Here is a 24,269-nt window from a genome sequence, read left to right as displayed (position 1 = left end):
CCCCTCCCGTTTACGGGAGGGGAATGTCTTGGATTGGCCAAAACCCGCCTCATCCCAATTGCGGGGGCGCCTCGAACCTGTCGATCACCCATTCCTCCGCCTGGGCGCCGCCTATCCATTCCTGCATCCAGGGATGGTTGATCACCGCCCGCATATAGGCGTCCGCAAAGCGGGCCACGGGCAGTTGATAGGTGATGAAGCGCGTCACGACCGGCGCGAACATCACGTCGGCCGCGCTGAAATCCCCGAACAGGAATTCCCCCGCGCCGCCATGGCGGGCGCGGGCCTCCGCCCATAATTGCATGATGCGCGCTATGTCCTGCGCCACCGCTTCGGATGGCGGGACGGGGGCATAGATCTGGCGGATGTTCATGCTGTGCTCGCGGCGCAGCGCGGCGAAGCTCGAATGCATTTCCGCCGCCATCGACCGGGCCATGGCGCGGGCGGCCGTGTCGGCGGGCCAGAATGCGCCGCCGCCGGACTTCTCGTTCAGATATTCGACGATCGCCAGGCTGTCCCATACGACGATGTCGTCGCCGTCCCACAGAATCGGCACCTTGCCGGAAGAGGGCGCGAATTCGTCGCCTTCGCGCCGCTTTTCCCACGCCTCGTCATAGAGCGGCACGACCACTTCCTCGAAGGGAAGGCCGGACAGCTTGCACGCCAGCCAGCCGCGCAGCGACCAGCTCGAATAGGCCTTGTTGCCAATAAACAGCTTCATCATGCCCCTGTCTTAGACGGCAGGGGCAAGGGAAGTCGAGAGGATCGCGGCCGTCGTTCCTCCCGCCGGCAGCATTTGTTTCCGCGGCGATAAATTTCCGATCCAAAAGGGGGCTGGCTGGCATGGTTTTTCGGCCCTACAGGTCGGTCGATTGCACGGCGTCATGAATCTGGGGCGGAATATGGATTGGTTGCACGCGGTAGCGGGCCTTTTTGTCGGCCTGATGGTCGGCATGACCGGGGTGGGCGGCGGATCGCTGATGGCGCCGATCCTGATCCTGCTGTTCGGCGTCGCGCCCACCACGGCGGTCGGCACCGACCTGTGGTTCGCATCGATCACCAAGGCGGTCGGGGGCGCCGTGCACCACCATCAGGGCGGCGCCGAGGGAGGCCCGGACTATGAGGTGGTGAAGCGCCTGATGATCGGCAGCATTCCCGCGTCGCTGATCGTCCTGGCGATCCTGTCGCAAATGCATCTGGGGCAGATCAAGACCGGCGTGATCACCGCGGCCCTGGGCATGGTGCTGATCGGCACGGCGGCCGCGACCCTGCTGCGCGGACGCTTCCACGCCTGGGCGCTGGCCCGCCGGGTGGGCACGGCGGACGGCTTCACCCGCTGGCAGCCGGCGCTGACCATGCTGGCCGGGGCCTTGCTGGGCGCGATGGTGACGCTGACCTCCGTCGGCGCGGGCGCGATCGGGGCGACGCTGCTGCTGGCGCTCTATCCGCTGCGCATGCGGATGCAGCGGCTGGTGGCCACCGACATCGTCCACGCCGTGCCGCTGACGCTGGTGGCCGGGTTGGGGCATTTGTGGATCGGCAATGTCAATCCGGTGCTGCTGGTCAACCTGCTGGCCGGGTCGCTGCCGGGGATCGTGATCGGATCGCTGCTGGCCACGCGCGCGTCGGATCGCGTCCTCCAGCCCCTGCTGGCGGCGGTGCTGGTGGTGGTGGGATGGCGGCTGATCGCCTGAGTGGGACATGCCTGGACCAAGCTGGAATCGAATTTATCGCTTAGCGATTTGATAGTGCTACGAAATTATGCCCCGAATTTGGGCCTGACCGAAACTGGAGGTTCATTGGCCGCCGTTGATTTATGTCCACGCGAGAGACCGGCGGCACTGCGATAATTCGCGTTCAGATTGGCGGACAGCTTTTTTCAAAAAAGATGGGGATGACGCCGGTCGAAGCCGCTCTACCGGACAAGTATGAGGGGGCGAAGGAGGTGGGACCTATTTTTGCTCGAATCGATCGCCGGAGGGCAGGCTTGCTCCAAATCCTCCAAGCGTGACTCTCGCGGACGCGTCGCCGAGGAGTGTTGCGCGCCAGAACAGGGTCGTCGCCGCAATCACGGTTTCGCGAACATGCGGCGTGGCGGTGGATGCCGGTCCGCGCAGCCCGTCCTGGCCGTTGAACACCATATGGTTGGCACCCTCGAGCACCAGCAGGTATTTCCCGCCCGGTGGCATCGCCCGGAATGGACGCTCCCTATCCCCTGGCGTGATGCTCGGCATGATCGGCGCCGCGTCTTTCGTGCCCGTGATCGAGAAGAACGGAATGGTGACCCTGCCGAACGCAGCAGCGTCGGATCCTCGCATCGGCGGCGAAGGGCTGAAAGCCATGGCTGCCTTGACGCGCGGGTCGGCTGTGATCCCGGCCATGGGAAAGCGCTGACCCGCGATCGCCTGAGTCGTGTGTGCGCCGAAGCTGTGACCGGACATGCCGATGTGGGCGAGATCCGCCCGTCGCAGATCGCATTTCCCCTCGCGTGGTCGGCGCCCCAGCTCATCGAGCACGAAATGCACGTCATCGACGCGCGCGACGAGCTGCGCGGGCGCTATCGCCGCGCCGATCCTGCCCGAGCCGATGATGGAGCGGTCGCTACCCTGGTGCTGGAGATTGACGACGATGAAACCCGCCTTCGCCCAGGCTGCCGCCCAGTTGGTCCCGCCATCAAGCGAACCGCCCAGTCCGTGACTGAACAGGATCACCGGCGCCCTGTCTGAACCGGCCGGCATCCGGATCCGCACCGGCACACCACGGTCGCGTGCGGCGTCGTACCACTCGGCGTCGCAAGTGGCGATCGCATCGACGGGCGCGGCATAGGCCGTGGGCGGCGCCAGCAGCGCAGCAGCAAGGAACAAGGTCTGGATCATGATCGTGCCTCCAATCACGGCATCGCGACAAGCGCGGTTACCTTGGCGCGCAGCCCGCGTGCGCGGCGGGCCTCGGCCAGCATGATTGCCCACTCGCGACATACGAGCCAGACCGGATTGGCTGTCGAGGGGCGATGCGCGAGGCCGTAGCGGATCGCCTCGCTGCTTTGCTCGTGCGCGAGCGTCCCAAATAGCCGATCGAACAGGATCAGCACGCCGCCGTAATTCTTGTCGATATACGCATGGTTCGACGCATGGTGCAGCCGGTGATGGGTGGGCGTGTTGAACAGCCATTCGAACGGTCCTAGCCGTCCCACCGCCTCGGTATGCAGGAAGAACTGGTAGCGCAGGTTGAGTGTGAGCAATGCCGCCAGCACGAACGGCGGCAGCCCTAACAGCACCAACGGCAGGTAGACCAGCCAGCCGGCAGAGAAGAGATTGGTCCAGCCCAGCCGAAGCGAGGCGAGTAGCGTGAACTGTTCGGCCGAATGATGCACCGAATGGGTTGCCCACATCCAGCGGACACGGTGGCTGGCGCGATGGAACCAGTAATAGGCGAACTCGACCGCGATGAAGCCGGCCGCCCAGGTCCCCCAGTGGTTCACGGGCCAGTCAAGCGGCGTCAGGCGGGCCGCAGCCATGAAGACCGAGCCGACCACTCCTGCGTTCAGCGCCGCGAACGGGATATTGCCGAGCACCAGCCAGAGGGTGGTGAACGCGGCGGCGCCGTCATAGCCCCGCCGGCTGGCCAGCCGCCAGCCGGCTTCGGCCAGCACCAGCAGCAGCATCGTGCCCAGCCACAGCGCAGAACGCGTGACTTCCATCGTCAGCGCTGCTTGCGGAGTTCGGCGGCCTTCGCCTTGAAGGCGGCGAGTTCGGCTTGGTCGACCCTGCCGTCCTGATTGGCGTCGGCGCGGTCGAACATCGGCATCGGTGCCTTGCCGATTTCGTCCCGGGTGACGCGGCCGTCGCCATTGGCATCCGCCTCAGCGATCAACGCGCTGAGCCGCTCCACCGCATCGGGCCGGAAGCGTGCCAGGCGCTTGAAATCGTCGCGGCTGACCGCGCCGTCGTGATTGAGGTCGGCCTTGTCGAACCGCGCCGCACGCGACTGCTGGAATTCGGCGCGGGTGATCGCGCCGTCGCCATTGGCATCGGCATTGGCGAGCGCGGCACCGGGATCGCGCTGCATCTGCGCGAGCGCGGGACTGGACCCGAGCAGCGCGATCGGCAGGATCAGGAATTTCTTCATATATGGAACCTCAAATGGAGGCGCGACCGCGCCCCCGGGAGCATGGGGCGCGGCCGCTGGGGACGTGGGTCAGGGACGGTGCGGAACGGTGCCGCTCACGGTGCGAGTCGCACCCTGCGGGCCGGTGAGCGTGCTCGAATAGTTTGCGGTGCCGTCACCATTGTTGGTCGCGCTGGTCGTACGGCCGAAACTGTTGCCGTTGTTGAGCGAGGTAGTGCGGCTGCCGTTGAAGCTGCCGTCGCCCCAGTTCGCGTCGCGTGACGTGGTTGCGCCGCGCCCGTTGTTGAACTGGGTGCTGCGATCTGCTGAATAATGGCCGGATCCATGGTCACGGCTGCGCTCGTGGCGATAGCCGCGGCCGTCGGAGGTCTGCAGGCCGCGCCGGACCGTCGCCGAACCGGGCTGGCGCGATGCCGAGCGCCACTGCGCGAAGCCGTGACCCGCTGCACTCCTGCCTGCCACCACATGACCACGGCGCACCTGCGCATCGGCTGGACCGGCGGCTGCGACAAGAGCAGCGGCAAGCGCGGCAAAGCTCAGAACATGCGTGTACATCCTTTTACTCCTAGCACTGGCGACGATCCGCCGCGGTAAACATGCTTTTGGAGGCAAGCTGTAATCCGCCTGCGACCGAGCAGTGACGAAGCGTAACAGAGTGTAACGCACGCGCGGGATGCGTTCACGCCACTGCCGAGCGGCGTTATCTGTATGGGATGGAGACCAGTTGCATTGCCGTAGTCGAGGACGATCGCGAGATTCGCGCGCTGGTCGTCGACCTGCTCAACCGGGAAGGTTTCGAAGCCGTAGGCTGCCGGACGACCCTCGAGTTCGATCAACTTAATCAGCGCCGGCGCATCGACCTTGCCGTGCTCGACGTGATGTTGCCCGGGGAAGACGGCTTCTCGCTCTGTCGCCGGCTCCGCGCTGCGGGCGACATTCCCGTGCTGATGGTCACAGCCAAAGCGGACGATGTCGATCGGATCGTAGGGCTGGAGATAGGCGCCGACGACTATCTGCCGAAGCCGTTCAACCCCCGCGAGCTGGTTGCGCGGGTTCGTGCGATCCTGCGCAGGACGCGCGGCCAGCACCGGATAAGTCCTGCTCTCGCCAATGAGCGCTACGGCTTCGGTGGGTGGACGCTCGACTTGGGCGCGCGCTCGGTCGTGGGGCCCGAGGGCGAAGAGGTCGAACTGACCGCCGGCGAGTTCGACCTGCTGCACTGCTTCGTCACCCATCCGCAGCGCGTGCTGAACCGCGATCAGTTGCTCGACTGGACGCGCGGCCGCAGCGCGGGGCCGTTCGACCGGGCAATCGACGTGCAGCTCAGCCGGCTACGCCGCAAGCTCGCGCAGGCGCCCGGCGGCGACACGGTTATCAAGACGGTGCGCGGCGGCGGCTATCAGTTCACACTGCCCGTAGAACGCGCATGACCATCGGCTCCAACCTCTCGCTGCGCCTCGCTGCGATCCTGCTGATCGGGTTCATTCTGCTTCAACTGCTGATCGCGGTAGTAGCGTTGCCCGCCTCCAGTGATGCCATACCGTCCTATGGCCTACCCAGGCCGGAAGAAGCCTCAGCAATCGCCGATGCGCTCGATCGCGCGCCGCCTGCCCAGCGTGAAGCGCTGGTTGAGGCTTTCGACGGCGGGCTCTATTCGTTGAGGCTGGCACGAGCGCTTCCCGCCCGCTGGCGCTCCTCCGACGAGCTCGAGGATCTTGCCCGACGCTATCGGTCCGCGGCGCGGGGGCGCGCCGTCAGCGTCGACGGTCGGCGTCCCCGTTTGAGCCGGTGGATCGGCGATGACGTCCGTCCCGCACGCTTCCTCGCGCCGATCCGGGTGGCAATCGGACTCAGGGAAGGCGAGATCCTGCTCCTTACCAGTCAGCCGTCGGACGAGCTGCGCGCTTATCTCCAGAGACGCGCTATGATCGGTGCGCTGGGCGCGCTGGCCCTGCTCGGCGTATTGATGCTCGCCGTTCGGCAGACCACCCGACCGCTCGGCGCGCTTTCGCGCGGCGTTCGCCGCTTCGCCGACCATCTCGACGCGTCCGACCTGCCGGTGACGGGGCCGCGGGAAGTCCGGCAACTCGCGATGGCATTCAACGACATGAAGGCGCAGATCCGTGCCCTCATCACCGAGCGCACGCGGGTCCTCGGCGCGATCGCGCACGATCTTCGCACCTATATGACGCGCCTCAGGCTGCGCGCCGAGTTCATTGACGATGCCGGGCATCGTGACCGTGCTGTGCGCGACCTCGACGAGATGACCGCGCTGGTCAACGATACGCTCTTCCTGGCAGATCGCGACACCGCTCCGCCGACCCGGCCGGAGCGCGTGCTGCTCGGTCCAACCCTGGGCGAGATCGTTGATGCTCATATCGAGTTCGGCGATTCGGTGACCTTGCTGTCAGTGCCTGAGGATCTCGCGGTCATGGCAACGCCCCTGGCGCTGCGGCGCGTGCTCGACAACCTGATCGCAAACGGGCTTCGTCACGGAACCTGCGTGACCGTCGCGGCGCAGGCCCATGGCGCCGCCGTCGACATTGTCGTTGAGGACGATGGCCCAGGGGTTCCGGCCGAAGCGCTGTCACGTCTCGGCGTGCCCTTCCAACGATTCGACCCTTCGCGTAGCCGCGAAACCGGGGGCGCGGGTCTGGGTCTCGCGATCGTGCGCGCGCTTGCCGGGCGCGATCGGGCGAAGGTGCTTTTCGAACAGAGGGCGCCGAACGGACTGCGCGTCGTCTTGCGCTACCCGCGCCCCTGTTCATAAGCACAGGGTCGTGGCTTATGGTGGCCACTTCCGCGCTGCACGCTTCGGGAATGACGCCCGTTCATCAGGCTTGGAACCTTCGAGACGGTCAAACATCGCCGTTCGAGCCTGCCATTCGTTCATGCGTTTTTCAGCCGCCCGCCCCCTTGGGATACAGTCGAAACCGCCAACAAGCCTGCACCCAGGAGGCCGAGCGAACCGTCGACGATTAGCGCCATCGCCTCATTGGTGCCGAACAAGACAGAGTGCCCGATTGCAAGAGCGATCAGCAGCGCGCCTGTGCCGTTGCGACCGATCCGCGACAGGCTCGCCGGCGAGAGTGCAGCCGCTGCTCCTAGCGCCGCGAGGCTGACCACTGCCCAGGCCCAGATCGGCAAAGCTGCAGCGGCGCTAAACAGCGTGGTGATGGCCGCGCATGTCAGCGCGAGGGGCTGTCCCCAGATAGTCGCCGCCCAGACACGTTCCCAGCCCGGCGCCGGCCTGCCCTTGTCGCGCCGCCGGGCCAGCCAGATGTGGACGCCGCCCGCGGCAAGATAGGTGAGGCCAAGGCCCAGCAACCCATAGGCGATCTTGACGATGCCGCCGCCGAACCACCCAAAATGGAGCGGTCCAAGTGATCCCAGGATCTGCTGGCCGACATTATTCCGCGCGGCCTGTTGCTGGTAATAGAGCGTTCCTGCGCGGTCGAAGGCGTAAACATCGCTGTTGGCGATGCGGGATGTGCCGCGCTCCACCTCGAACATGGCGGCCGCGCCTTGCTCTGTCGGATGCTCGACAACGAGATAGCTGATGGGAGCACGCGGCGCCCGTTCAGCCACTTTCGCGAACAGTGGCCGCAGGTCGATCGGCTGGGCAGGACGTGTGTCTTCTGCCGGATGGGGCGGCGTAAAGATGGCATAGACTTTGGCGGTGTCACCCTGAAACACGGCGAGCCCGATCGAACCGATGATGACAGTGCTCAGGCCTAACAATGCGCCGGTCAGCGAGACTGTGATATGAAAGGGTAACGCCCATACGCCGATGCGGTTGTGCAGATCGGCCTCCTGCACCCGCCGCGAGCCGCCGAGCCGCAGATGAAAGGCATCGCGGAAGATTCGGGGATGAGCAAGCAATCCAGAGATTAGGGAGGAGAGCAGTGCGACGCCGCTCAACCCGACAATGAAGATGCCCCAGCTTTGCGGTAGGTGCAGATTGATGTGCAGCCGGGTGAGAAAATGCGTCCAGCTCTCGCGCAACTCTCCGGTAATGCGCCCCGTGCCGTCGACCATCCAGGTTGTGCGCGTACCATCCTCGGTGTCGACCCGCAGGGTTGGCCAGGGCCGATCCTTGCTGGGCATCAGGACAAAGACATGCTCGACAGGCCCCTTGGCGCGATCCATCGCAGCACGATAGGCTGCCTGAACGGCGTCCGCAGAGATGATTTCCATGCGTTCGGCGTCCGGGTTCTCCCAGCGATAGAATTCGTTGGCAAATACGGCGATCGTCCCGGTCAGGCAGATCAAATAAAGCAGCGCAGCGAAAGCCAGGCCGAGGCCGCTGTGCCCCTTGAGGACCGCGCGCACCAGATCCGGAGATGGGAAACCCGCGCCTTTCTTCCTCGTCATGTCAGTCCCTTCAACATGGCCGCCCCGAAGCCGATAATGGAGGTTCCCACCAACACCGCTGCGGCGCGTAGAATCCGGCTGTCGGCAAGGGTCCATGCCATTGCTCCCCCCCAGGCCAGCGGCACGATCAGACCGCCGATCAGCAACCGCGTCTGGATTTCGCCGGGTGCCCAAACGGCATAGCTGATCCCCAGTCCCATTGCCGCCACCATGCCGATGGGACCGGCGAGCGACCAGCGCAACGTAGTGCGCCAGACGCTGGGTGCCCGCTCGGCTGGCTCGGGTGCGAGTCCTTCCCGCGCAGTGCGCTGCGCACGAACCGACCGACGCGTGTACCCGGAGGCAACGACGCCGAGCGCTGAGACAGACAGGAGCGTAACGGCTATAAATGGTCCCCGCGCCTCGCCCAGCGTCCATGCTGGCCAAAGTAGGGTCACGCCCAGCAATGCCAGGCCTGCCCGGCGCCATCGCGCCTTGCCTGCTTTGAGCTGCCATGCGCGCCGAAGAAACGAAGCGCCCGCCCCGCTGCCTGCTATGATCGCTGCAATAGCGACCGGAAACCCCATGTCACTCAAAACCCGGCTTCCAGCACCACGCCCGCGCTGCGTGGCGCGCCAATAACGGCAAAATCAGTATAGTCGTTGACGTACTGATCGTACTTCTCATTGAAGACGTTGTTGGCGAACAGGGACAGGCTCCAGTGACCGGCTGCATAGCCGATCCGTGCATTGACGAGCGTGCGAGCGCCGACGCGGCTCTCCGCCTGCGGGATCGACACATCGGTCATGACAGCGCTGCGGTAACTGGCGTTGACATTGGCATTGAAGCCGTCAGCGAACCGCACATTGGCGCCCGCCGAAAGCGTCCATTTGGGTGCATAGGGGAATTCGAGCCCTGAGAGGTCGGTGATCGACCCGACGTTCGTCACAAACTCATCGAACTTCGTGCGCGTGTGGCCGACGCTCGCATACCAGTCGAAGGCGGATGAGACGCGATGCGCCACCTCGACCTCGAACCCGTAGACATGCGACTTGCCGGCATTGACCGTGTGCGTGTCGTAGGTGCCGTTACCGAAGTTTGCGGTAGTCTGCTGCTCGGTCCAGTCGATGTAGAAGGCGTTCGCGTTGGCCGTTAACCGGCCGTCCAGCCACGCTGAGCGCAGGGATAACTCATAGTTCCAGGTGAACTCAGGATCGTAAGCAAACAGTTGTGATCGTGCTGTGTTGAAGCTGCTGCCACCCGACCGATAGCCGCGCTGAGCCACGAACGCGGTCGAGAGGTCGGGAGTCCATGCCATCTCAATCCCACCTTTAGGCAGGAAAGCGTCGAACGTTCGCGTTCCCACAGGAGCTGAGCCATTGGCGTCGTCAACCAGCCCGAGCACAAAGCCATTCAGGGCGGTGATGGCGCTATTCAGGGGAGCCGGGTAAAGAGCGGCGTTCGGCAAAGTGCCGACGAAGGTTGCGACCGCTTCGCCGCCGATCTTGTTGCGCTCATGATCGTAGCGGAAGCCGCCGATCAGCGACAGCTGGTCCGTCAGCCGATATCGGGCATCAGCAAACACGGCCATGGTTTCGACCTGAGTAGGAAAATCCGATGTGTAATCGACCGGAATGTTTGGCAGCGCGGCAGTGTAAATCCCCGCCACCTGCTGCGCCGTTGCCGCACCCAGGCTGGGTGTTAGCGCATTGATGATCGTGCTGGCGGGCGTCGGCACCAGCGTCACCTGATGCGACTTTCGATATTGATCGCGATAATAATAGAACAGACCGACAAGCCCGCTTAGCCGACCGCTTTCATAATTGAGGCGCAGTTCCTGGGTGAAGGTCTCTGCCCCGCCAGCGATGTCGCTATAGGCTCTGCTGGCAGCCGAGGAATCGCCATCATATTTGCGGATGAACTTCGTGTCTGTCCAGGTGCCGAGCGTGCTGAGCGAGAGACCGCTGCCGAGATCGTAGCGCAGGTCCAGCGTCACTTGGTCGTTATCAACATCGCTGCTGTTGGGATAATCCGAGGGGTTCGTCCGTGTCTTGAAGTAATCGCCATTCGACCGGTCGACGTAGACGAATAGATAGCCACCCTGCGTTTCGAAGTGATGATAGTTGAGCCGCGCCTCGAAGCCGGGCAAAGCCGAAGGCTTCCACAGGAGCTTGCCGCGCAGGGAGATCGAGTCCAGCGGGTTTTCCGGTGCCCGGCGGGTCGGATTGTAGATGTACCCATCAGAGTCCCGCTTTTCGGCGGAAATGCGGAAGGCAAGCTCGTCCATAATCAACGGTCCGCCACCGGCAACGGCGAACTGGGTGGTGTCAAAGGAGGAGACCAGCGCCCGACCTTTAGCGCTCCAATTAAAAGTCGGGTCCTGGGTACGAATGTGCACTGCGCCGGCCAGCGCATTCAGACCCTGAATTGTCGATTGGGGACCGCGGAAGATTTCGACCTGAGCGACGTCCCACATGTCCGTCGGACCATTGGACAGAATATCCTGCTGAACCGGTGCGCCGTCGACAAATACGGTAGCCGTAGCTGCGTCGCCGCCACCCGATACCCCGCGCTGGTCGATGCCACGGATCGAGAAACCGGATGCACCGTAAGTCTCGGAGACATTCGCCGTGCGCTGGTAGATTTCCTGTATCGTGAGGATATTTTCATCGGCAAGGCGCTCGGCTGTCACGACCCCGACGGAGGCCGTCGTTTCTTGCAGACTGCGCGCAGCCTTCTCGCCGGTGACTATGATTTCCATCGACTCATGCGCGGGAGGGACCACTTCCGCGAGAGCAGGTCTCGGGTCCGCAAGCGTGACGAGCAATGAGGTCGATAGCAGCCAGTTCAATTTCATGATGCCCCCGCCAAGTTGATAGGGGCCTCCGTATTTTTTATGCTAATGCGAGTCAACCGCAAATAAAGGGTGAGCGTCTCCGATTGGGCTTAGCTCCCTAGGCTGTATCGACATTCAGAAGATGGCGAGCCGAAAATGGTGATTTTCCGTGACCCGGCGCGCAGCCTACTCAAAGTAGGTGAGCACCGGAAGCACGGGATTGAAGCGAGGCACGTGGCTCGCTTCAACCATTTGCAGGCCGTCAGGGTGCTGGTTGGCTGCTGCCTGAGGCTCGTGGAACTTTGTCCCGGAGGGCCTTCGGCCCTCCGGAAAGCTGATCAGGCAGCATCGACCATGACGATCTCGCTATCCTCGATCGCGATGACACGGATCACATCGACATCCTGGATCGCGGCACCGTCACGAGCATTGACCTGCACATCGTCGATCCTGATCGCGCCGGTAGCGGGAACGAGATAGGCCTTCCGGTCCTTGCCGATGGGATATTCGGCGCTTTCGCCGGCCTTCAGCGTCGCGGCGACAATGCGGGCATCGGTCCGGATGGGCAGCGCCTCGTTGTCATTCTCATATCCGGAAGCGAGCGTAACGAAATGACCGGCACGATCGCCCTTGGGGAACGGACGGGCGCCCCAACTCGGCGCATCGCCGTTGCGGGTGGGCACGATCCAGATCTGGAAAATCTTCGTCGTGACATCCTCCAGATTATACTCGGAATGGCGGACGCCCGATCCAGCGCTCATGACCTGAACGTCGCCCGCTTCGGTCCGGCCCTTGTTGCCCAGGCTATCTTCATGCGTGATGGCGCCTTCGCGAACATAGGTGATGATCTCCATGTCGCGGTGCGGATGCGGAGGAAAACCAGTGTGCGGCGCGATCGTGTCGTCGTTCCAGACCCGAAGGTTGCCCCAGTTCATGCGTGCTGGATCGTGATAGCCGCCGAACGAGAAATGATGCTTGGCATCCAGCCAGCCATGGTTTGCGCCGCCCAGCTGCGCGAAAGGTCGTACTTCGATCATGTCATGTCTCCTTTGAAATAGCCTCAAGCTGTCGTTGGAGCTGTCTTACGCCTTGCAGGGACTGGGGATCAGAGGGATAAATCGCGCCAATTCATTCGAGAAAGTGGAACGATGAACTCACCTGGAACGCCGACCTTCGACCAGCTCCGCATCTTCCTCGCCATCGTCGACACGGGTAGCTTCGCCGCCGCCGGGCGCTCGCTTAATCGCGCAGTGTCGGTGATCAGCTATGGCATCGCCAATCTGGAAGCCCAGCTTGGCATCTCTCTGTTCGACCGGGAAGGGACGCGCAAACCCCAGCTGACTGTCGCAGGACGGGCTTTGCTCGCCGAGGCGCGCCTCATTTCGCACGGCTTTGACGGGTTGCGCGCAAAAGTGAAGGGGCTGCTCGACGGGCTGGAGGCGGAGGTGGATCTGGCGGTTGACGTCATGGTGCCGTCCGAGCGCCTGGGCAAGATACTCCGTGGTTTCGCGGCGGAGTTTCCGACCGTCCAGCTTCGATTGCATGCGGAGGCCTTGGGCGCGATCACGGCGATGGTGCTCGACCGGACGGCTGCGATCGGGATTTCGGGGCCGTTGGCGGCCGGTGTGGAAAGCGTCGAGTGCATCGCCGCCGGATCGGTCCCGATGGTGCCCGTGGCGGCGCCCGATCATCCGCTCGGCCGCATGGAACGCATCCCTCCCGGCGCCGGACGCGAGCATACCCAGCTGGTGCTGACGGACCGCTCCCGCTTCACGGAGGGTCAGGATTATTCCGTGATGAGTCCCAAGACCTGGCGCCTCGCGGATCTGGGCGCCAAGCACGCCTTGCTGCGCGAGGGGATTGGGTGGGGCAACATGCCGTTGCCTATGATTGAGTCCGACCTGATCGATGGCACGCTGGTTCGGTTGGTCATGCCGGATCATCTGGGCGGAACCTATCGGTTCGCGGGAGTCTGGCGCCGCGATTCGCCGCCTGGGCCTGCCGCCTCCTGGCTGCTCGACCAGTTCGTGGCGCTCGGTGCGGACGACAAGGAACTGGAGGGCATGGGCGATGTCTGACCCTGCCGAAGGCCGGCCGGGGCGGGGCATGAGTTCGGGACGGCTGGAGGCCTTCACCGATGGCGTGGTCGCGATCATCATCACGATCATGGTGCTCGAACTCAAGGTGCCGCAGGAAGGAACCCTCGCGGCGCTGTCAGACAGCCTGCCGATCCTGCTTGCTTACGTCCTGTCGTTCATCAATGTCGGGCTCTATTGGAACAATCATCACCATCTGATGCACGCGACCGACCGGATCGATGGTCGCGTGCTGTGGGCGAACCTGTTTCTGCTGTTCTGGCTGTCGCTCGTCCCCTTCGTCATCCGTTGGCTGGATGCGAGCGGCTTCTCCCCGATGGCCACGGCATCCTATGGCGTCGTGTTGGGGATGGCGGCGGTCGGTTACGAACTGACCGAGCGCGCGATCATTGCCTGCAACGGCGCCCACTCGGCCGTAGCGAAAGCCATCGGGCGAGACTGGAAAGGCAAGATCAGCCTTGCTCTCTATGTCGTCGCCGTGCCGGCCGCCTTCTTCGCGCGGTCGGTGGCAATAATTCTCTACATTGTCATTCTTCTCTTCTGGCTCGCGCCTGACCGCAGGATCGAACGCGCGCTGGAGAATTAGGCTGTATCGACATTCAGAAGATGGCGAGCCGAAAATGGTGATTTTCCGTGRCCCGGCGCGCAGCCTACTCAAAGTAGGTGAGCACCGGAAGCACGGAAAAGCGTCATTTGCAGGCCGTCAGGGCTGAATGTCGATACAGCCTAGAGCGGCTTGGACGCGGCGGGATGAAGGGCGCAGGCCAGCGTGCCCGCAAAAATCAGCCCGCCCGTCAGGATGAGCGGTGCGACCAATCCCCCATGGGTGACAAACCAAGCGCCGATGGCCGCGCCAAGAAAAATGGCGGCAACGCTGCCGATGCGCCGAGCCCAGTTGGGGTTGGTTCCGCCCGCGAAGCTGGAGTCGGCTGCAAGTCCGGTGATGGTGAGCGTGAGGACGGTCGTGGTAAGGTCGGGCACCTTGAGTTGGCGGATCGTCGCGTTGCGGAAGCCCATCGCGAGGCCGGTCAGGGCGATGATGATGTAGACGCTGGAACCAGGGGTCTGGGTCGTCGCGTCGAACCCGACCGCCACACCCGCCGCGACCCAGAGAAGGATCGCCTCGACCGAGGCGGCGATGATCAGCCAACGACGGAGAGGCGACCCCGCATGCCGCTTCCCGATCTGTCCCGCGATCAACGCTCCAATCATGAAAGACGCTATGGCGAAGACATAAGGCGCAAACTTGAAGCTCGGCGCGCCACTGGCGGCGAAGCCGAGGAACACGACATTGCCGGTCATGTTGGCTGTGAAGACTTTTCCGAGACCCAGAACCGAGATGGCATCGACAAGGCCTGTCGTGACGGAGAGAAGCAGGAGGAGCCAGGGCAGCGGCGAAGTGGCGGTTTTTTCGGTCGTCATAGGGGTCTCCGGTAACGTCAGACACCGACTGTTTAGCTGACCCTCTTTGATTGAAGCAGTCGAATAAGATTGAATCTGGCGTTCGATAATGTCGAACGAATATCCTCAGAAGCGGAAATTGCTTTCCAGGCCCAGCATGATGATCGTCTTCGCCGAGCCGGTCTCGCGAATGAAGGCCCCTGGCGTAAAAGCCGAGAGCGATGCCGACAATTCCCATTCGGACGTGGCCTGCCAGGCGACCGTCGCCTCGGTTTCCTTGCCGATGAAGCGTGCCTTGCTGTTGCCGGCACTGCGGATCAGGTTGCCGGGAATGTCGTAGATGCCGTCTGCGGTGCTGGTGCGCCAATAGGCGTTCACGCCGAAGCTTGCGGAGACGCCGCCGCCAAGGGTGCCGCTGAGACGCGGGTTGAGGTTGATGATGTTGGTCGGGCCGACCGGCGAGAGCTCGCCGAAATATTTGCCCTTGGGGAAGAGAGCGTTGAAGGTGCCGATCTCATCGTCACCCGCCTTGCCATCGCCGCTGACGATGTTGAGCCGCAACGTCGCGGCCGGGGCGAAGGCAAGCGCAGGAAAGCTGCGGCCAATCTCCGTGCCGAGCGTCCAGGCGGCAATCCTCTGCCCCTCGAAATGACCAAGCTGGACCACGCCCTCGACATTCCAGTGCCAGTCGCGACGGACGCCGTGGGACCGAAGGCCGATGCTATGCCGAACTTCCCGCCCCGTCAGGCCATCGAAGCGGGCGAACCGATTGCGATAGCCCAGATAATAGATGTCTAGCTCCGGCAAGGCTGCATAAGCGCCCCAGAGCGCTTTGGTTTTGGAGCTCGCATCATCGAAGCTGCCGGAACCGGGCTGGACGGGGCGCGCGGCGAGCAGGCTGAGTTTGGCGCGCCCGATCGAGATATCAGCCCTCGCGCCGTCAAAGGCCAGCGGGACATTGGGGCCGTAACGCGTGCCGACAAGCCGCTCCGTGCCGAGCGACAGCATCTGGCGGCCGGCCCGCACCGTGACGGCGCCGAGATCGACTTCGCCAAATCCCTGGAGCAGATCGACCTGGGTCTGGTCGATGGGGCTGGCGGATGGTGATACGCCAACCGCGTAGGCGACGACCGGCTGCACGAAAGCGCGAGCCTTGCCGACGTGGAGATCGGCATAGGGAAGCGCGCGCAGCCATAAATAGCTGTCGTCCGGCGCGTCCGCCTCGCCCCACAGGTTGTTTTGGTAGGACTCGCTCCGGGCGCGCAGCTCGATGCCGGTCGTCATCCAGCTGTCGTCGCCGAGCGGGATATGCTTGAGCGGGCCGGTCCAGTGATGCGCGCGCTTCTCAGCATCGGCTAAATCCGACCAGTCCTCGTCATAGCGGGTGATGCTGAGCGTTGGCGCTTCCCATGCTTCTCGCTGCTGGGCGCTGACGGGCGATGCGGCGTCCCCCGTCAGCAACCCGGCAACGATAAGGATCCTAAGCATCGCGCCCTTTCCGCTCCGCGACCAGCATTACCAGCACGAAGCCGCCGATCAGACCGACATGTTCGAAGAAGGCGTTGGTCGCCATGAAGCGATCCTGACCCGCCGGCATGGTCCAGAAGGCATTAGCGGTGAAGGCGGCCAGCAAGGTGAAGACGCCCAGCATCCCCGCGCCCAGCCACACGAAGCGGCCTGTCAGGATCAGGATCGGCCCGACAAGCTCGATGACGATCGTCAGCGCCGCCCAGAAGGCAGGCGGCGTCATGCCGAAGTGCGCCTGCTCGGCAATGGCCGCCGACCAGTCGGTGAGCTTGACGATGCCGCCCAGCAAATAGGCGCCCACCAGCGCCAGCCGCGCCAGGAACCAAGTGGGGCGCCAGTCGAGGATCGCATCGACGAAGCGCGGCTCATCCCTGCCGGTCATGGCTTCACCGATGCGTGGATTTCGGCGATGTAGCCGCCGGGGGAGCGGAGGATGGCGGATCGGCGGTCGCCCTCCGCATGGGGGCCCGCCCATTGGACCACCACATCGCGGCCGATGGGGTCGAGAAAGCTGGTGATGAGGCGGGTCGCGTCATGGTGAACGGCGGAGGCGACCGCAGCGTCGAGGTCGGTCACCCGATAGCCGGTGCGTTCCGCGCCGAACAGCGCGGTCGCCATCATGAGAAGGATATGGTTCATGTCTGCATCTCCGACAGAGTGGCGCAGGGCTTCCAATGGGAGGGGCGCTGTCTCTGTCAGACGGCCCAGCAGCCGCAGCCCATGATCCCCCAGAAACTCTGGACATCGGCGGCCGGCACGCTCGCGCCTAGCGCCGCCGCATGATTATGGCCGTGGACTTGGCAGGCGGAGGCGCAGCCGCAGGCAGACGCCATCTTCCGTGTCGATTCATCTCGACGCCAGTGCCCGCCGAAGGTCGCCACAGGTGACCAGTCGGGCATCGCCTTGGGCGCTTCGGGCGCCAGCGGGCCGAAGCTGCCTTCGCCGTAGACGATCTTGCCGCCCAGCACGGTGAGGACCGAGCGGAGATGCGCGATCTCATCTTCAGGCACCGAGAAATAATCGTCCGACAGCAAAGCGAAGTCGGCAAGTTGGCCCGCCTTGATCTGCCCCTTCTTGCCGACCTCGTTTGAGAACCATGTGTTTCTCTCGGTCCACAGGCGCAGCGCGGTTTCTCGGTCGAGCCGGTTGCGGGCTGGATAAAGCGTCAGGCCGCCCACTGTTTTGGAGGTCACGAGCCAGCTCAGCGATACCCAGGGGTTGTAGCTGGCGACGCGTGTAGCGTCGGTGCCCGCGCCCACCGGCACGCCGGCGTCCATCATCCGCTTGATCGGGGGGGTCGCCTCGGCTGCCTTCGCGCCGTAGCGCTCGACGAAATATTCGCCCTGGAAGGCCATGCGATGCTGGACCGCGATGCCGCCGCCCAATTCGGCGATCCGGTCGATATTGCGCTCGCTGATCGTCTCGGCATGGTCGAAAAACCAGTTGAGGCCAGCCAAGGGAATGTCGCGGTTCACCTTCTCGAACACGTCGAGCGCGCGGGCGATGGTCTGGTCGTAGGTCGCGTGCAGACGCCATGGCCAGCGGCGCTCGGCGAGCAGGCGGATGACGGGTTCGAGATCGCCCTCCATCTCGGGCGGCATGTCGGGGCGAGCGGCGCGGAAGTCCTCGAAGTCGGCGGCCGAATAGACCAGCATCTCGCCCGCGCCGTTATGGCGGTAGGTGTCATCGCCGTCGCCCGGCTTGATCTGCGTCGACCAGGTTGCGAAGTCCCTCAGCTCTTCCTTGGGCTTTTGCGTGAAGAGGTTGTAGGCGATCCGCAGCGTGAGTTCGCCATCCTTGTGCAGCTTGTCGATCACTTCATAGTCGTCGGGATAGTTTTGCGATCCGCCGCCCGCGTCAATCACGCTGGTCACGCCCAGCGAGTTGAGTTCGCGCATGAAATGCTTGGTCGAGTTGAGCTGATAGTCCTGCGGCAGCTTCGGACCCTTCGCCAGCGTCGCATAGAGGATCGTCGCATTGGGCTGGGCCAGCAGCAGGCCGGTGGGATTGCCCTGCGCATCGCGGACGATCTCGCCGCCCGGCGGGTTGGGCGTGTCCTTCGTATAGCCGACGGCCCGCAGTGCGGCGGCGTTGAGCAGCGCGCGGTCATAAAGGTGGAGGATGAACACCGGGGTGTCCGGCGCGGCGGCATTGATTTCCGCGAGCGTCGGCAGGCGCTTTTCAGCGAACTGATGCTCGGTAAATCCACCGACCACGCGCACCCATTGCGGCGGCGGGGTATTTTCGGCTTGGCGTTTCAGCATGGCCATCGCGTCGGCCAGTGTCGGCACGCCTTCCCAGCGCAGCTCCATATTATAGTTCAGCCCGCCGCGGATCACATGAATATGGCTGTCGATCAGGCCGGGGATCAAGCGGCGGCCACCAGCGTCAATGACGCGGGCATCCGGCGCAGCGGCAGCGCGGATTTCCTGCTCGGTGCCGACGGCCAGGAACTTGCCGTTCCGGATGGCGACGGCCTGCGCCAGCGGATTTTCGCGATCAAGCGTCGTGACCTTGGCGTTGGTGAGGATGAGATCAGTCTGGGTCATGGCGAGGCTTTCCGTGGTGGCCATTAGGGCGGTTGTGGCGGCGGCGCTGCCCAGCAGCTGGCGGCGGGTCATCATGCGTCGCGCCTTGCGTTGACGGGCAGATCACCCAGCACATGGTTGGCGCAGTCATTCTTCACGAAGCGGGCCAGTTCGGGCCAGTCGGAAAGGCGCCTGCCGACCGGGATCAGTTGTTCACCCAGCAATATTCCGGCGAGCCCGACCAGCGCGATGACGGGCGGCGCGGGAGAACGAACACCCAGCAGGCTATAGACGACGCCGACCAGCAGTCCGGCACCCAGGGAAATCATATAGGCTTTCATGTCCGTTCTCCCTTCCTGGCATCAGGCCTTGATGAAGCTGAGCAGGTCAGCGTTCAAACGGTCCTGGAAGATGGTCGGCACGGCGTGCGGCGCTCCCTCATAGACGGTCAGGGTCGCATTCGGAATGATCTCCACGGCCTTGCGTGCCGTGATGTCGATCGGCACGACATGGTCGGCGTCGCCATGGACGATCAGCACCGGGACATCGATGCCCTTGAGGTCAGCGGTGAAATCAGTCTCCGAAAATTGCGCAACGCATTCATACTGGGCGTAGGCGCTGCCCGACATGCCCTGCTGCCAGAAGGCCAGGCGCATGCCTTCATCCTTGGCAAAGCCGATGTCCCAACCGAAAAAGGTGTCGGGAAAGGACAGATAGAATCCGGAGCGATTGTCCAGAACCGCCTTGCGGATGCCGTCGAACACGTCCTGCGGCAGCCCGTCCGGGTTGCTTTCGCTGCGCTTCATGACGGGGGTCACCGCGCTGACCAGCACCATCTTGGCGACCCGCGCCGTGCCGTGCCGGCCGACATAGCGGGTGATCTCGCCGCCGCCCGTCGAATGGCCGACCAGGATGGCGTCCTTGAGGTCGAGCGCTTCCATGACCGCCGCCAGATCGTCGGCGTAGCTGTTCATGTCGTTGCCGGTCGCCGGCTGGCCCGATCGGCCATGGCCGCGCCGGTCATGGGCGATGACGCGATAGCCGTTCTGGGCGAGGAACAGCATCTGGCCGTCCCATGCGTCGGCGTTTAGCGGCCAGCCATGGGCAAAGACGACGGGCTGGCCCTGACCGAAATCGCGATAGAAGATGGCGGTGCCGTCAGCGGCAGTGATGAAGTTGCTCATGTGAAATTCCTCTGGGTATGATGGAAAGCGGAGGGAGCGATTGGATCAGTGGGCTTCGGACGCGCCGAACATGGTCTTGGCATATGTGATGCCCAGGCCGTAGGCGCCGCCCCACTTCTTCGCGATGCCGGTGGTCATGTCGTAGGTTTCAGTGCGCGCCCAGTCGCGTTGCAGTTCGAGCAGATATTGGAGCGAAGTCATCGGCTTGGCGCCCAGCTGGATCATGCGCTCGACGGCGCGCTCATGCGCCTCTTGGCTGATGTCGCCGCAGGCGTCGGCGATGAAATAGACGTCGAAACCCTGGTCGATCGCCGACGCGACGGGGCCTACGATGCAGACGGACGTCCAGAGTCCCGCGAAGATGATCCGCTCCTTGCCGATGCGGTTCACCTCATCGATGACGGCGGCGTCTTCCCATGTGTTCATCGACGTGCGGTCGAGCAGCGGCTGGTCCGGGAAAGCATCGGTGATCTCGCTGAACATCGGGCCGGAAAAGCTGTCGACGGCGACCGTGGTCAGGATGGTGGAAACGTTGAAGCCAGCAGCGGCATTGGCGACGAGCGCGGCGTTGTTGCGCAGAAGCTCGGCTGAGATCGACTTGGTCGCAAAGGCCATCTGCGACTGAAAGTCGATCATGACGAGGGTATGATCCTTGGCCGTGATGAGAGATTTGCCAGGGGTCGGGGTCGCTTTGACAGTCATGTCGGTCTCCAATCTGAAATTCGGACACTCGGTTCGTTCCGGTGTGATTGGAGCTTTAGCGTGAATGATTACTGCTTCGCAGTCTGATAAAACTTGGCCCATCGTTCGATTAAATGGAACAAATGAGTTGGAGCGGTCGGTCGGTCGCCGGCAGCGCGTCACGACGTATCCTGCACGATCTTCGCGACGCGGGCATTCGTCGATACGGGCATCACACCAACTGATCGACCTAGCGCTGCAGAGCCGAAGCAGGTTGACGCGCTGCGGAAGGGTCGTTCCAAAGCTGCTTGTTGGAGGCAGGCTGATGCCCTCGGACGACCGCATCGAGCGCATGTTCGGTCACCTCAGGATCAAACGCGCCATCGCCACCCGCTACGACCGACTGGCCAACAGCTTCCTCGGCATGGTCCATCTCGCCCCCGCCAGATACTGGCTCCAAATTTGTCCACGTCGCCTAAAGGGGCCTCTTCAAAATTGACCAGTTTTTTCCAAGGCAAACCAACGCCTGTACCCTGCCGCAAAACCGTCCTGCGGAGCTACTGGGATGCGGGGCTTCTGGTAACGGGCGGAACCGACGCGCCGGTGATTCCAGAAAACCCGTTCTGGGCGATGTACTACTTCGCCAGCCGGGATTCGATCAGCGGCGGCGCCTATGGCCCTGCCGAGGCGATCACTTCGCGCCAGCGCCTCATCAGGATGTTCACCATAAACTATGCCAGGATGATCGGTGCCGAGAAGGTGCGCGGTTCGATCGAGCCGGGAAAGCTGGCGGACTTCGCAGTAATCGACACCGATCTGCTCACCGTGCCGGTGGCGAAAATCCGCGATGCCGCGGCAGTGTCTACTTATGTTGGCGGAAGACAGGTCTTTGCCGCTGGGACAACTAAATGAGAAGGGGCTGTCAAAGCAGGCGGCAACAGGTAAACGGGCGGCATGAGCCGCCCGTCGCAGACCATTTCGTCACTTCAACTCGTCGCCGGAGGTGATCCGTCTCGTGGTGTTCCTGTATGTCTACCCATTGTCGTTGCGGAATGTGGAAGACCTGAGCTTCGAACGCGGCATCGACATATGTCATGAGACGGTACGGCTCTGGTGGGACCGCTTCGATCCGCTGCTCGCAGGCGACATTCGTCGGCAGCGGATCAGTCGCATGAAGGGCCTCCGACACTGGCGGTCGTGCCTCCACCTGCGGCGGGCGTAGCGCGTTCCGGCGCATCCTGTCCGGGCTTTGATCCATCACCCGTACCATCAATGTACTCGGATTGGGGTGGAACCGACCGAACTCACGTGGCCGATAATATCAGAAAATGGCGGAAAAGAGCCATTTCACGGATGTCCTTGGACGTCTCTGGAAGCTGAAATGGAGGCCCGAGCCGGATTTAGAAAGGCTCGTAGAATCAAGGCACTTAAAAAGTCTCACCACTGAAAAACGCCCTACGGGAATCTGCGGCGGGCGAAAGCTGATGTCTAACCTTTTTGGGGCTGGAATCGCCCGCCTGAACGGGGAGGCGGCGCATGGCTGACAAGTGCGAGACGTGCCGCTTTTTTGTGAAGCATGAGCCGCAGCACATCTATGGCGATTGCCACCGGCTCCCGCCACAGTTCAACTTCAACGCCAGCATCTACGAGCCGACCGGCTACGGTAGCGAGCGCAAGCGGATCGACATAACCCGCGAGCGTGGCGGTGTCTGGCCGAACATATCGCAGGATGATTGGTGCGGCGAATATCAGCACAAGGATCACCCCCATGTCTGAGATGATGAAGCTGGCTGAGATTGTAGAAGGGCTGGAAGGGCCTTGCCGGGAAACGGATGTGGATATTCATGAGGCCATTGGCCATGTCGTAGATCGCGGTTGCCCTGCCGAATGGCATGGGGATGATGAGACGCCCCGCTACACCGCCTCTCTCGACGCAGCGATGCAGTTAGTGCCAGATTGGTACGTGTGGACGATGCATACCTTTCCGGACAAGTCGTCATGCTTCCTGATGAAGGGGGATTATAAAATGATCCGGCCCGAGAACCAGTTCCAGGCTACCCCCGCCCTTGCTCTCGTTTCCGCCGCATTAAAAGCCCGCGCCCACCTTGAGGGGGAGTGAGATGGGCAACGTTACCGACTTCCCCGGCGTCACCCGGCTTCCGTCCGATCCAGCCCGCGTGATCGAGCATGCCGCACAAGCGGGACTAGCCAGCGTCGTCATCATCGGTTTCAAGGAGGATGGCTCCGAGTATTTCCGCTCCAGCGAGGCGGATGGCGGGGCGGCGCTATGGCATCTGGAGCGGGCCAAGCATAAGCTCATCACTATGCCGGAGAAATTCAGTGGATAAAGGGGTTAGGTGATGGCGATCCGGCTTAGGCCGAAGGCGGCGAAGCGGCGAATTGATCGGCCCGATCCTTCTCTGCCAAACATCACTAGCAACGAGCGTTGCGCTCTGCAGGCTGTGGACAAGGGAAGGTTCAGCAACCTAAAGATGCGGAAGGCGCTTTGTTCCAAAGGCCTTATCTCATCGACTGTAGCGAGCAGGGCCGTTCTCACTCCTCTTGGCTATGCAGCCCTTTCCCGCACCCTATCCCAGAAAGGCCCTCATGATGGACGGTAAGGTGGATCAGGAAATCGAGCGAATTGCCCAGGAAGCAGAATGGGAAGCACGTAAAATGATCGGCACTGGCCGGACTATCACTTCCGCAGATGTCGCCAAGATCGCTGTTCGCATGGGTCGCCAAGCTGGGCTTAGGGAGGCGGCGGAGGTGGCGATGGGGCTACACGCCTTGCCAAGGCTGGCCCCCGCTGACGCATATGACCAACTTCCCCGCATAGAAGGCGCAATCACCTATGACACACAGGACGTTGATTGCTACGGCGCGACCGCTCGCCGCATAGCCGACGCCATCACCGCCCTTATAGAGGGGGAGGGGGAATGAGAGCCTGGAGTGAAATGACGGAGGCGGAACTGCTGGCCATTTGGGAGCGATCAATCCCGGCACTAAACCAAGCGTCGAATTTGATGGCGCCGGCGCCGAATGCAAACTGTGGGCGAGTATAGCGGATGGTCGTAAGGCGCTCGATGAACTGAGCCGCCGCAGGAATTCTACACCATGCCCGCCCCCACCCGCTTCCTCCTAGGCGGCCTTCTCATGCTTGCCGCTATGGGGATAGCGATTATCGTTTATGGGGTGGGGCATTAGGGGTAGGGTGAGGGGATGATCATTCCAGCAACATGGAAGCTGCCCGAAGGCCATCAGAGCGTTGCCGCGTTCGCCACCGCTGAAGAAGCGCGCCAACATGCGCAGATGGATTTGGTGAACCGCGCTGATGGCAAATTCGCCTTCTACCTGACCGACAAGCGCGGCGCGTGGGAAGTGATCCGCTACCCGATATAAGCTATTCCGCCGAGTCGCGGTTGTGGTATAAGGGGCGAGACGCGGGGCACGAGTGACCCAACGCGGTGTCGTTTGGCTGGGTGCCCGAAAGGGAGAGATTGCACGACACAGACCTTAACAGGTTCCGCGTCAC

General features: G+C 63.1%; 29 protein-coding genes and 1 pseudogene. 13 read left to right on the top strand and 17 right to left on the bottom strand.

Features of this window, described 5'->3' with window-relative positions; all coding sequences use genetic code 11:
• Positions 1-49 precede the first annotated feature (49 nt).
• Positions 50-724 carry a glutathione S-transferase family protein gene (locus L286_RS35700; protein WP_013040744.1) on the bottom strand — a complete coding sequence of 225 codons (675 nt, stop codon included), beginning with the start codon at positions 722-724 and terminating at the stop codon, positions 50-52.
• A gap of 178 nt (positions 725-902) precedes the next feature.
• Here L286_RS35700 and L286_RS35695 point away from each other — a divergent pair, with 178 nt between their 5' ends.
• Positions 903-1,694 carry a sulfite exporter TauE/SafE family protein gene (locus L286_RS35695; protein ID WP_020818272.1) on the top strand — a complete coding sequence of 264 codons (792 nt, stop codon included), beginning with the start codon at positions 903-905 and terminating at the stop codon, positions 1,692-1,694.
• 258 nt (positions 1,695-1,952) lie between these two features.
• Here the strand turns inward: L286_RS35695 and L286_RS35690 are convergent, their stop codons facing one another.
• The 4 genes from L286_RS35690 to L286_RS35675 form a co-directional block, all read right to left on the bottom strand.
• Positions 1,953-2,876 carry an alpha/beta hydrolase family protein gene (locus L286_RS35690; RefSeq protein ID WP_020818273.1) on the bottom strand — a complete coding sequence of 308 codons (924 nt, stop codon included), beginning with the start codon at positions 2,874-2,876 and terminating at the stop codon, positions 1,953-1,955.
• Between the two features lie 14 nt (positions 2,877-2,890).
• Positions 2,891-3,700 (bottom strand): sterol desaturase family protein, encoded by an 810-nt coding sequence (locus tag L286_RS35685; RefSeq protein WP_020818274.1) that lies wholly within the window; start codon positions 3,698-3,700, stop codon positions 2,891-2,893.
• 2 nt (positions 3,701-3,702) lie between these two features.
• Positions 3,703-4,128 carry an EF-hand domain-containing protein gene (locus L286_RS35680; protein ID WP_020818275.1) on the bottom strand — a complete coding sequence of 142 codons (426 nt, stop codon included), beginning with the start codon at positions 4,126-4,128 and terminating at the stop codon, positions 3,703-3,705.
• Positions 4,129-4,197: 69 nt separating this feature from the next.
• Complete coding sequence (locus tag L286_RS35675; RefSeq protein WP_013040739.1) at positions 4,198-4,683, bottom strand: hypothetical protein; 486 nt, start codon at positions 4,681-4,683, stop codon at positions 4,198-4,200.
• Between the two features lie 158 nt (positions 4,684-4,841).
• Here L286_RS35675 and L286_RS35670 point away from each other — a divergent pair, with 158 nt between their 5' ends.
• Positions 4,842-5,558, top strand: a complete 717-nt coding sequence (locus L286_RS35670; protein ID WP_013040738.1) for a response regulator — start codon at positions 4,842-4,844, stop codon at positions 5,556-5,558.
• Positions 5,555-6,898 (top strand): ATP-binding protein, encoded by a 1,344-nt coding sequence (locus L286_RS35665; RefSeq protein WP_020818276.1) that lies wholly within the window; start codon positions 5,555-5,557, stop codon positions 6,896-6,898. The genes L286_RS35670 and L286_RS35665 overlap by 4 nt, the downstream gene beginning before the upstream one ends.
• A 119-nt stretch (positions 6,899-7,017) precedes the next feature.
• Here L286_RS35665 and L286_RS35660 read toward each other — a convergent pair whose 3' ends face one another.
• The 4 genes from L286_RS35660 to L286_RS35655 form a co-directional block, all read right to left on the bottom strand.
• Positions 7,018-8,502 carry a PepSY-associated TM helix domain-containing protein gene (locus L286_RS35660; RefSeq protein WP_020818277.1) on the bottom strand — a complete coding sequence of 495 codons (1,485 nt, stop codon included), beginning with the start codon at positions 8,500-8,502 and terminating at the stop codon, positions 7,018-7,020.
• Entirely contained in the window at positions 8,499-8,744 is a 246-nt protein-coding gene (locus tag L286_RS49320) for a hypothetical protein (protein WP_235181703.1), read from the bottom strand. Before L286_RS49320 ends, L286_RS35660 begins: the two co-directional genes overlap by 4 nt.
• 329 nt (positions 8,745-9,073) lie before the next feature.
• Positions 9,074-11,338 (bottom strand): TonB-dependent receptor, encoded by a 2,265-nt coding sequence (locus L286_RS0124600; RefSeq protein ID WP_025160582.1) that lies wholly within the window; start codon positions 11,336-11,338, stop codon positions 9,074-9,076.
• Positions 11,339-11,655: 317 nt separating this feature from the next.
• Positions 11,656-12,354, bottom strand: coding sequence for a pirin family protein (locus L286_RS35655; protein ID WP_013040733.1), 699 nt, complete (start codon positions 12,352-12,354; stop codon positions 11,656-11,658).
• A 111-nt stretch (positions 12,355-12,465) separates the two neighbouring features.
• Between L286_RS35655 and L286_RS35650 the strand changes: the two genes are divergently transcribed.
• Together L286_RS35650 and L286_RS35645 are read left to right on the top strand one after the other, a co-directional pair.
• On the top strand, positions 12,466-13,395 hold the full coding sequence (locus L286_RS35650) for a LysR family transcriptional regulator (protein ID WP_020818280.1): 930 nt from the start codon (positions 12,466-12,468) through the stop codon (positions 13,393-13,395).
• On the top strand, positions 13,388-13,999 hold the full coding sequence (locus L286_RS35645) for a TMEM175 family protein (RefSeq protein WP_020818281.1): 612 nt from the start codon (positions 13,388-13,390) through the stop codon (positions 13,997-13,999). The genes L286_RS35650 and L286_RS35645 overlap by 8 nt, the downstream gene beginning before the upstream one ends.
• A gap of 140 nt (positions 14,000-14,139) precedes the next feature.
• Here L286_RS35645 and L286_RS35640 read toward each other — a convergent pair whose 3' ends face one another.
• The 8 genes from L286_RS35640 to L286_RS35605 all read right to left on the bottom strand — a co-directional run bounded on the left by L286_RS35640 (position 14,140) and on the right by L286_RS35605 (position 20,755).
• Positions 14,140-14,835: a YoaK family protein gene (locus L286_RS35640; RefSeq protein ID WP_020818282.1), complete on the bottom strand. Its 696-nt coding sequence runs from the start codon at positions 14,833-14,835 to the stop codon at positions 14,140-14,142.
• A 105-nt stretch (positions 14,836-14,940) separates the two neighbouring features.
• Entirely contained in the window at positions 14,941-16,302 is a 1,362-nt protein-coding gene (locus L286_RS35635) for an alginate export family protein (RefSeq protein WP_020818283.1), read from the bottom strand.
• Positions 16,295-16,723 (bottom strand): DoxX family protein, encoded by a 429-nt coding sequence (locus L286_RS35630; protein WP_020818284.1) that lies wholly within the window; start codon positions 16,721-16,723, stop codon positions 16,295-16,297. Before L286_RS35630 ends, L286_RS35635 begins: the two co-directional genes overlap by 8 nt.
• Positions 16,720-16,980: a hypothetical protein gene (locus L286_RS35625; RefSeq protein WP_020818285.1), complete on the bottom strand. Its 261-nt coding sequence runs from the start codon at positions 16,978-16,980 to the stop codon at positions 16,720-16,722. The genes L286_RS35630 and L286_RS35625 overlap by 4 nt, the downstream gene beginning before the upstream one ends.
• A gap of 56 nt (positions 16,981-17,036) precedes the next feature.
• Positions 17,037-18,914: an amidohydrolase gene (locus L286_RS35620; RefSeq protein WP_200862232.1), complete on the bottom strand. Its 1,878-nt coding sequence runs from the start codon at positions 18,912-18,914 to the stop codon at positions 17,037-17,039.
• Positions 18,915-18,961: 47 nt separating this feature from the next.
• The gene (locus L286_RS35615) at positions 18,962-19,210 is read right to left on the bottom strand and encodes a XapX domain-containing protein (protein WP_013040725.1); all 249 of its coding nucleotides are present in this window, start codon (positions 19,208-19,210) and stop codon (positions 18,962-18,964) included.
• A gap of 21 nt (positions 19,211-19,231) precedes the next feature.
• Positions 19,232-20,053, bottom strand: coding sequence for an alpha/beta fold hydrolase (locus L286_RS35610; RefSeq protein WP_020818287.1), 822 nt, complete (start codon positions 20,051-20,053; stop codon positions 19,232-19,234).
• Positions 20,054-20,098: 45 nt separating this feature from the next.
• Positions 20,099-20,755, bottom strand: a complete 657-nt coding sequence (locus tag L286_RS35605) for an isochorismatase family protein (protein WP_025160672.1) — start codon at positions 20,753-20,755, stop codon at positions 20,099-20,101.
• Positions 20,756-21,059: 304 nt separating this feature from the next.
• On the opposite strand from L286_RS35605, the gene L286_RS48995 reads away from it, so the two are divergent.
• The 8 genes and pseudogenes from L286_RS48995 (at position 21,060) to L286_RS35565 (ending at position 24,136) form a co-directional block, all read left to right on the top strand.
• Complete coding sequence (locus L286_RS48995) at positions 21,060-21,233, top strand: transposase (RefSeq protein WP_157838162.1); 174 nt, start codon at positions 21,060-21,062, stop codon at positions 21,231-21,233.
• The gene (locus L286_RS47910) at positions 21,230-21,646 is read left to right on the top strand and encodes an amidohydrolase family protein (RefSeq protein WP_020818289.1); all 417 of its coding nucleotides are present in this window, start codon (positions 21,230-21,232) and stop codon (positions 21,644-21,646) included. The genes L286_RS48995 and L286_RS47910 overlap by 4 nt, the downstream gene beginning before the upstream one ends.
• Before the next feature lie 91 nt (positions 21,647-21,737).
• Positions 21,738-21,929: pseudogene (locus L286_RS35590) on the top strand (IS6 family transposase); the annotation flags it as partial.
• A gap of 341 nt (positions 21,930-22,270) precedes the next feature.
• Entirely contained in the window at positions 22,271-22,510 is a 240-nt protein-coding gene (locus L286_RS35585) for a hypothetical protein (protein ID WP_021223451.1), read from the top strand.
• A complete protein-coding gene (locus L286_RS35580) occupies positions 22,503-22,853 on the top strand; it encodes a hypothetical protein (RefSeq protein ID WP_021223450.1) in 351 nt (116 codons plus the stop codon). The genes L286_RS35585 and L286_RS35580 overlap by 8 nt, the downstream gene beginning before the upstream one ends.
• 1 nt (position 22,854) lies before the next feature.
• Positions 22,855-23,082 (top strand): hypothetical protein, encoded by a 228-nt coding sequence (locus L286_RS35575; RefSeq protein ID WP_020820788.1) that lies wholly within the window; start codon positions 22,855-22,857, stop codon positions 23,080-23,082.
• 259 nt (positions 23,083-23,341) lie between these two features.
• On the top strand, positions 23,342-23,677 hold the full coding sequence (locus L286_RS35570; protein ID WP_021223449.1) for a hypothetical protein: 336 nt from the start codon (positions 23,342-23,344) through the stop codon (positions 23,675-23,677).
• A gap of 279 nt (positions 23,678-23,956) precedes the next feature.
• Positions 23,957-24,136 (top strand): hypothetical protein, encoded by a 180-nt coding sequence (locus tag L286_RS35565; protein WP_020820790.1) that lies wholly within the window; start codon positions 23,957-23,959, stop codon positions 24,134-24,136.
• Positions 24,137-24,269: the final 133 nt, after the last annotated feature.

Origin of the sequence: Sphingobium sp. HDIP04 (assembly GCF_000445085.1) — a bacterium.
In the GTDB taxonomy this organism is placed as follows: Bacteria; Pseudomonadota; Alphaproteobacteria; order Sphingomonadales; family Sphingomonadaceae; genus Sphingobium; species Sphingobium indicum.
This window is presented reverse-complemented; position numbering and strand designations above follow the sequence as displayed.